Source organism: Desulfocurvus sp. (assembly GCF_023230885.1).
Classification (GTDB): Bacteria; Desulfobacterota; Desulfovibrionia; order Desulfovibrionales; family Desulfovibrionaceae; genus Desulfocurvus.
In genome coordinates this window covers 1-8,053 of record NZ_JALNWM010000159.1, presented here as the reverse complement: position 1 = coordinate 8,053, position 8,053 = coordinate 1, and the positions used below count along the sequence as shown (strand labels likewise).

General features: G+C 66.6%; 7 protein-coding genes and 1 pseudogene. All 8 read right to left on the bottom strand.

Annotated elements, in window-relative coordinates; genetic code table 11:
* Positions 1–280 (bottom strand): annotated as a pseudogene (locus tag M0P34_RS11445) (acyl-[acyl-carrier-protein]--UDP-N-acetylglucosamine O-acyltransferase); the annotation flags it as partial.
* Between the two features lies 1 nt (position 281).
* On the bottom strand, positions 282–746 hold the full coding sequence (gene fabZ / locus M0P34_RS11440; protein WP_291499178.1) for a 3-hydroxyacyl-ACP dehydratase FabZ: 465 nt from the start codon (positions 744–746) through the stop codon (positions 282–284).
* Positions 743–1,786 (bottom strand): UDP-3-O-(3-hydroxymyristoyl)glucosamine N-acyltransferase, encoded by a 1,044-nt coding sequence (gene lpxD, locus M0P34_RS11435; protein ID WP_291499176.1) that lies wholly within the window; start codon positions 1,784–1,786, stop codon positions 743–745. Before lpxD ends, fabZ begins: the two co-directional genes overlap by 4 nt.
* Positions 1,787–1,791: 5 nt before the next feature.
* Entirely contained in the window at positions 1,792–2,319 is a 528-nt protein-coding gene (locus M0P34_RS11430) for an OmpH family outer membrane protein (RefSeq protein ID WP_291499174.1), read from the bottom strand.
* 53 nt (positions 2,320–2,372) lie between these two features.
* The gene (gene bamA, locus M0P34_RS11425; RefSeq protein ID WP_291499172.1) at positions 2,373–5,057 is read right to left on the bottom strand and encodes an outer membrane protein assembly factor BamA; all 2,685 of its coding nucleotides are present in this window, start codon (positions 5,055–5,057) and stop codon (positions 2,373–2,375) included.
* The gene (locus M0P34_RS11420; protein ID WP_291499170.1) at positions 5,041–5,736 is read right to left on the bottom strand and encodes an ABC transporter ATP-binding protein; all 696 of its coding nucleotides are present in this window, start codon (positions 5,734–5,736) and stop codon (positions 5,041–5,043) included. The genes bamA and M0P34_RS11420 overlap by 17 nt, the downstream gene beginning before the upstream one ends.
* A complete protein-coding gene (locus M0P34_RS11415) occupies positions 5,729–6,970 on the bottom strand; it encodes a lipoprotein-releasing ABC transporter permease subunit (protein ID WP_291499168.1) in 1,242 nt (413 codons plus the stop codon). The genes M0P34_RS11420 and M0P34_RS11415 overlap by 8 nt, the downstream gene beginning before the upstream one ends.
* Positions 6,967–8,053 (bottom strand): lysine--tRNA ligase (lysS, locus tag M0P34_RS11410; protein WP_291499166.1); only part of this gene is annotated, 1,087 nt, incomplete at its 5' end. The genes lysS and M0P34_RS11415, both read right to left, overlap by 4 nt.

Genomic DNA, 8,053 nt, shown 5'->3' with positions numbered 1-8,053 from the left:
TCACGAACTCGCGCACGATGTTGTTGTCGCCAAGGGTCAGGCGCGTTGTGCCCCCGCGGTACTTGATGTCCTGCGGGTCGCCGCCCACATAGGCGTAGGAGTGGATCTGGTTGCCGCAGCCCATGGTGGTATGGGAGTGGATCTGGCAGTAGGCGCCGATGGTCGTGCCCGCGCCGATGACGGTCTTGTCCTGGATCACGGAGAAGGGGCCGACGGTCACGTCCTGGCCGATCTCCGCCCCGGGGTGGACCACTGCGGTGCTGTGGATGGAAATGCCCACGTTACATGTCCTCGCGCTTGGCTATGGCCGCGGTCATGGTGCCCGAGGCGACGACCTTGCCGTCCACCAGGGCCTGCCCGCTCATCTTGACCAGGGAGAGTTTGCGGCGCACGTCGTAGACCTGGAGGTCCAGCCGGTCGCCGGGAACCACCGGGGCGCGGAAGCGCACGTTGTCGATGCCCGCGAACAGGAAGACCCGGCTGCCGTCGCACAGGGCGGGGTCGCTCAGCAGGGTCAGCAGACCCCCGGCCTGGGCCAGGGCCTCGCAGATGAGCACCCCGGGCATCACCGGCAGGCCCGGGAAGTGCCCCTGGAAGAACGGCTCGTTGAAGGTCACGTTCTTGTAGGCTTCCAGACGCTCGCCCGCCACCAGGGCCGTCACCCGGTCCACCAGCAGAAAGGGATAGCGATGCGGCAGCAGCTTGAGAATCTCGCCGATCTGCAACGGGGTGGGCAGCTCGCTCATGTGCGCTCTCCTTGCCCGGGGGCGGCGCCAAGGGCCGCCAGGGCCTTTTCCAGTTGTTTGACCCGCTTGAACAGATCGGGAATCTTCGGGGCCAGGGACAGGTTGCGCATGTAGGTGCCGTAGTCCATGGCCGGGATGCCGCCCATGCGCGCGCCGGGCGCGATGTCCGTGCGCACGCCCGTAAGCGGCCCGACCACGGCGCCGTCGCCGATGTTCACATGGTCGGCGATGCCCGCCTGCCCGGCCATGATCACGTCGCGGCCGACGGTGCAGCTGCCCGCGATGCCCACCTGGGCGACGATGGTGCAGTTCGCGCCGAGCACGCAGTTGTGGGCCACCTGCACCAGGTTGTCGATCTTGGTGCCCGCGCCGATGACGGTCTTCTCCAGCATGGCGCGGTCGATGGTCGTGCAGGCGCCGATCTCCACGTCGTCCTCCACCACCACGACGCCCACCTGGGGGATCTTGTCGCGCCCGCCGCCGGGGCGCGGCACATAGCCGAAGCCGTCGGCGCCGAGCACCGCCCCGGGATGGATCATGACCCTGTCGCCCAGCACCGTGCGGGCCATGAGGGTCACGTTGGGGTACAGGACGCAGTCGCTCCCGATGCGGCAGTCCTCGCCGACATAGCAGCCGGGGAAGATGCGCGTGCCGGGCCCGACCTCGGCCCCCGGGCCGACGTAGGCCAGGGGGAAGACCGTGGCGCCCTCGGCCACGCGGGCCTCGGGATGCACGAAAGCCCGCTCGCTCACGCCGGAAAAGCGCCCCTGGGGCGGGGAGAACAGCTCCAGCAGCCGCGCGAAGTCCAGGGCCGGGTTGGCGCTGATCAGCGCCGCGTCCACGCGGTCCGCGAACTCCTCGGCGCAGATGACGGCCCCGGCCCGGGTGTTTTCCAGCAGCGCGGCGTATTTGGCGCCGGTGATGAAGCTGACCTCGTCCGGGCCAGCCGACTCCAGGGTTCCGACGCCCGAGACCTGCCGGTCCGTTCCACGGAGCGGCAGGCCCAGACGTTCGGCCAGGGCCGAAAGTGCAATCTGCATGGCGCCTACTTCTTGTTCTTGGCCTTCCAGGCCTTGTTGACCTCGACGATGATGGCGTCGGTGATGTTGGTCTTCTCCTCGACGTAGAGCACGCCGGCATTGTTGCCGTCCACGATCATGGCGTAGCCGTTCTTCTTGCCGTAGTCGCGCAGGGCCTCGAAGATCACGGTGATGATCGGCTCGGAGAGCTTGTCCTCCTCGGCCTTGTACTTGCGCTGGAAGCTCTGCACGGAGTCCTGGAGGTCGCGGATGCGGCGCTTGAACTCCTGCTCCTTGTCCTCCTTGGCGGACTGGGACAGCACGAGGCTCTGGTTCTGGAGGTCGGCGCGCATCTTCTCCAGCTCGTTCTTCTGGCGGTCCAGGTCCTCCTGGGTGGACTTGAAGGTCTCCTGGAGGGTGGCCCTGGCCTGCTGCCCGGGCTCGCTCTCCTTGATGATGCGCGGCATGTCCACCACGCCCACGGGGCCCTGGGCGGCGGCGGCGGAGGAAACCAGAAGCAGCAGGGCAAATACGGTCAGCAGAATCTTACGCATGAGTCTTCCTCGCGTGTGGTTTTCTTTGGTTGCGGTTTCGTGTTCCATGCGGCCTAGAAGAACTGGCCGATGGTGAACTCAAGCTTGCCCTTGCTCCCCTGCTCGGGGATGGAGTCCAGGGCGTAGCCGTACTCCAGGCGCAGGGGCCCCAGGGCGGAGTACCAGCGGATGCCGACGCCAACGCTCTTCTTGGGGTCGAAATCCACGGCCTCGCCGTCGTCCCAGACCTGACCGGCGTCGAAGAAGGCCACGCCCATGACGCCCATCTCCTCCAGGATCGGGAACAGGTATTCGAAGTTGACGAAGGCCATCTTGTCGCCGCCGATGCGGTCGTTGGACTCGTCGTCGCGCGGGGAGATGTAGCGCTTCTTGTAGCCGCGCACGTTGTTGATGCCGCCCAGGTAGAACCGCTCGTAGACCGGGATGTCCTTGCCGCCGAAGTTCTCCATAGCGTAGCCCACCTGGCCGTGGAAGTGGAAGATGTGGTCGAGCCACAGGGGGCGGTAGTAGTTGTGGTCGGCGATGAACTTGATGAACTCGTCGTCGCCGAGCAGCGCCCCGCCCGCGTATTCCACGCTCAGGGAGGACTTCATGCCCTTGGAGGGGTTCAGGTAGCGGTCCAGGGTGTTGCGCACGATGTCGGCGTAGACGGCGCTGACCCAGTTGCGGCCCTCGATGTCCCTGATCTCCTTGGCGGCGTCGGCCTCGACCTCGGAGATGTCGTAGCGCTCCAGGCGGTACTGGAGGTTGGTGTACGAGAAGCGGCCCACGGGGTGGCCGAAGCGCACGCGCCCGCCGGTGCTCACGCGGTCGTAGTCGTCGTAGTCGTCGTCGTAGTGGTAGAGGTCCCCGCCCACCATCCAGGGGGTGTCCTGGAAGTTGGGGTTGGTGAAGCTCAGGATGTAGCGGCGGTAGTCGCCGCCCCAGGCGCCTTCCAGGGAGCCGATGTAGCCCTTGCCGAAGAGGTTGTTCTCCTTGACCGTGGCCACGAAGTAGACGCCCGAGGAGCTGGAGTAGCCGGCGCCGGCGGACAGCTCGCCCGTGGACTTCTCGCGGACCTTGACCTTGAGGTCCATGAGGCCCTCGTCGCCGGTGGGGATCGTCTCGATGTCGGCCTGGTCGAAGTAGCCCAGGTTGTTCAGGTTGCGCGTGGAATAGGCCAGGTCCTCGCCGCTGAACAGGTCGCCGTCGGACAGCAGCACCTTGCGCCGGATGACGTTGTCGCGGGTGCGGTCGTTGCCCTGGATGGTCACCCGGCGGATGTAGACCTTCTGGCGCTTGGACATCTGGAATTCGATGTCGGCGGTCAGGGCCTCACGGTCGGGGTTGATGGCGTAGTTGGCCTCGGCGAAGGCATAGCCGTAGTTCGAGTAGTACTCGGACAGCACCTGGGCGTCGTTGCGCAGCACCGAACGGTCCAGGTAGTCGCCGTCGGCGGCCAGATCGTCGACCTGGATCAGCTCGTCGAGCTTCTCGGCAGGTTCGAGCATGTCGCCGGTGTAGGTGACCTTGCCGACCTTGTAGCGGTTGCCCTCCACGACCTCGAAGGTCACATAGATGCCGTCGTCCTTGAACTCGACCTTGGGCTGGCCCACCTGGGCCTCGATGAAGCCGTGGTTGGCGTAGTAGGCTTCCAGGGCGGCGGCGTCGCGGGTCAGGTATTCCTCCTTGAGCACGCCCGAGCCCGTGATCCAGGAGAACATGCCGCGCTCGCCAAGGGCCAGCTCGTCGCGCAGGTCGTCGGGGTCCAGCTGCTCGGCGCCGTTGATGGCGATCTCGCGGATGTAGAGCTTGTCGCCCTCCTCCACGTTGATGTTCAGCCGGGCCTGGCCCTCGTCGCTGGCGGACACGTCGTAGGTCACCTGGGCCTTGTAGTAGCCTTCCTTGCGGTACTCTTCCTTGATCTTGCCCAGGTCGTCGGCCAGGACCTTGGGGTTCAGCACCGCGCCGGTCTTGGTGTTCATGAGCGCCAGCAGGTCGTCCTTGTCCAGGGCGTCGGTGCCCAGCACGTCGACCACGCTGATGCGCGGCTTCTCGTCGACCACGAAGGTCACCCCGACGCCTTCGGGCAGGTCGTCCACACGCACCTGCACGTCGTCGAAGTAGCCCAGGTCGAAAATGTTCTTGAGCTCGTCGTTGACCAGTTTGGGGTCGTACAGCTCGCCTTTGCGCACATGGCGCAGGCGCATGAGCACCACGTCCTTGTCCAGGAAGCGGTTGCCCTCGACCTCGATGGCCTCGACGCGCTCCTTGCTCATGAGCTCCAGGCGGATCTTCTCGGCCAGGTCCTCGATGGCGGGCACGGCGTTGATGAGCCCTTCCTTGACCACGAAAAGCGGCTTGGGCGTCTTCACGCCCTGGGCCTCCACCAGCCGCACGTCGAGGCTGATGGTCTCGCCGAGCTGGTTGAAGCTGCCGTAGACGGCGTAGCGCGCGCCGCCCAGGCGGGCGAGGTCCTTGGCCGTGGACAGGTCGAGATACTCGACATCGTTCTCTTCGAGCAGCTTGTGCACGGCGTCCTGGGGCAGGACATCGAAGCCGCCCTGCGCCAGGCGCTCGCCCAGCAGCTCCGGCAGGCTGTCCCTCAGATAGTCCAGCTCGGGGTCGGCGTTGACCTCGAAGGGCAGCACCAGGACGGAGACTTTGGCTCCGGCGTCCTGCGCGGCTGCGGGGCCGGCGGCCAGGACGACGGCAGCCAGCGCGAGCAGCGCCAGCAGACGGTTAACGATCGTGCTCATACAGCTCCCCGGAACGCAGTTCCAATCTCCGGCCCATGCGGGCGGCCAGTTCGACGTTGTGGGTCACCACCACGAGGGTCATTCCCAGTTCCTTGTTCAAATCGAAGAGCAGCGTACCGATGCGCCCTCCGGTGGCCTCGTCGAGGTTGCCGGTGGGCTCGTCGGCCAGAAGCGCCTTGGGGCGCATCAGGATGGCCCTGGCGATGGCGGCGCGCTGGCGCTCCCCGCCGGACAGGGTGGTCACCTTGTGCGCGGCGCGGTGATCCAGGGCCACAAGCTCCAGGGCCTCGGCGGCCCGGGCCAGGGCCCCGGCGCGCCCCAGGCCCGCGATGAGCCCGGGCATGGCGACGTTTTCGAGGGTGGAGAACTCGGGCAACAGGTGATGGAACTGGAAGACGAAGCCCATCTCCCTGTTGCGCAGGTGCGCGCGTTCGGGCTCGCCCATGCGGGCCACGTCGCGCCCTTCGAACAGCACCTTCCCCGCGGTGGGAACGTCCAACCCGCCCAGCACATGCAGCAAGGTCGACTTGCCCGCGCCCGAGGCCCCGAGCACGGCGACGCTCTCCCCCCGTTCCACCCGCAAATCCAGCCCTTTCAGGATGGCGAGGCTCCCTCCAGGTCCGGGGTACTCCTTACCAACACCCTGCAAATCATACAACGGGAAATTGTCGCTACTCATAGCGCAGCGCCTCGGCGGGCATCAGCCGCGCGGCCTGGCGCGCGGGGTAGATGGTGGCCAGGAAGCACAGCAGCATGGCCCCGACGCCGATGGCCGTCAGGTCGGTCCAGTTGAGCAGCACGGGCAGGTAGTCCAGGGAATAGATGCCCTTGGGCAGGCGGATGAACTGGTATTTCTTGAGCAGCAGGCACAAGGAGAGCCCAAGGGCGAACCCCAGCCCGGTGCCCATGGTCCCGATGAGCGTGCCCTGGAGCATGAAGATGTTGCGGATGCTGCGCCTACGCGCGCCCATGGACATGAGGATGGCGATGTCGCGGGTCTTTTCCATGACCAGCATGACCAGGCTGGTGACGATGGAAAACGTGCCCACCAGCACGATCATGACCAGGATGACCGTGATGCCCGCCTTTTCCAGGGCCAGGGCCTCGTAGAGGCTGCGGTTCATCTCCTTCCAGTCGCGCACATAGAGCGGATAGCCGCCGATGCGCGCGGCCAGCTCGCGGCCCACGGCGTCGGCGCGGTCCACATCGGCCACGCGCATCTCCACCCCCGTGACCCGGTCCGCGGAGATGCCCATGAGCTTCTGGGCCTGGGCCAGGGAGGCGTAGGCCAGGGACGAGTCGTACTCCCACATCCCGGTCTTGAACACGCCCACCACCCGGGCGGTGATCACCTCGGGGGTGAAGCCCGCTGCCGTGCTGCGCCCCGAAGGCGTGAGCACATGGATCAGGCTGCCCCGGCGCACACCCAGGCGGTTGGCCAGCTCCTGGCCCACGAGGATGCCCGGGGGGCCCCCGGCGGGGCCGAAGCCGCCCTCCAGGTCCTCCAGGGAGCCCTCGATCATGTCCCGGCCAACGGAGAGCACCTCCCCGGCGCTGGCGGGGTCGATGCCGCGCAGGACCACGCCCTTGCTGCCCTGGCGGGTGGAGACCATGACCTCGGCGTAGATGAAGGGCGTCGCGCCGACCACGCCCGGAACCTCCAGGGCCTGCGCGGCCAGGGCCCGGTAGTCGTCGATGCCCGCCTCAAGGCTGCCCACGATGAGGTGGGCGTTGACGCCCAGGATCTTGTCGCGCAGGTCCTTGCTCATGCCGTTCATCACGCCCAGGACCACGATGAGCGCGGCCACCCCGATGGCCACGCCCAGCACGGACATGAGCGAAATGACGGAAATGAAGGCCTGCTTGCGCCGCGCCAGCAGGTACCGCAGGGCTATGAACGACTCGAAGCTCATGCGCCCGCGCCACCCTCCGGCTTGAGAAGCGGGAAGAGGATGACCTCGCGGATGCTGGGCGAGTCGGTGAGCAGCATGACCAGCCGGTCGATGCCCACGCCCTGGCCCGCCGCCGGGGGCATGCCGTACTCCAGGGCGCGCACATAGTCCTCGTCCATGGCGTGGGCCTCGGCGTCGCCGGCGGCCTTTTCGGCCACCTGCGCCTCGAAGCTCGTGCGCTGGGCCACGGGGTCGTTCAACTCGGAAAAGGCGTTGGCCATCTCGCGCCCGGCGATGAACAGCTCGTAGCGGTCGGACAGCTCGGGGTCGGCATCGTTGCGCCGCGACAGGGGCGAGATGTCCGTGGGGTACATGTAGATGAAATGCGGCTGGATGAGCTTGGGCTCGACGAAGAGGTCGAACAGCTTGGCCTGGACCTTGCCCAGCACCTCGCCCTTGAGCACCTTCTCGCCCTCGCGCCGGACCAGGGCGCTGGCCGCGTCGTAGTCGCGATAGATCTCGGGGGCCACCCCGCCGATCTTTTCCAGGGCGTCGTGGAAGGTGATGCGCGTCCAGGCGCCGGGGGTCAGGTCGATCTCCTGCTCCTGGTAGACCACGCGCGTTCCGCCGCAGACCTTGCGGGCGATGTGGGCGAACAGCTCCTCGGTGAGGTCCATCATGTCCTCGAAGGTCGCGTAGGCCCAGTAGAACTCGCACATGGTGAACTCGGGGTTGTGCCGTGTGCTGATGCCCTCGTTGCGGAAGTTGCGGTTGATCTCGTACACGCGCTCGAATCCGCCGACCAGCAGCCGCTTGAGATACAGCTCCGGGGCGATGCGCATGTAGAGCTTCATGTCCAGGGCGTTGTGATGCGTCTCGAAGGGCCGGGCCGTGGCGCCGCCGGGGATGGGCTGCATCATGGGCGTTTCCACTTCCATGAAGCCGCGTTCGTTCAGGAAATTGCGGAACTCGCGGACCACAGCCGTGCGCTTGACGAAAATATCCTTGGTCCGCTCGGTGACGATGAGGTCCACATAGCGCTGGCGGTAGCGGGTCTCCAGGTCCTTCAGGCCGTGGTACTTCTCGGGCAGCGGGCGCATGGAC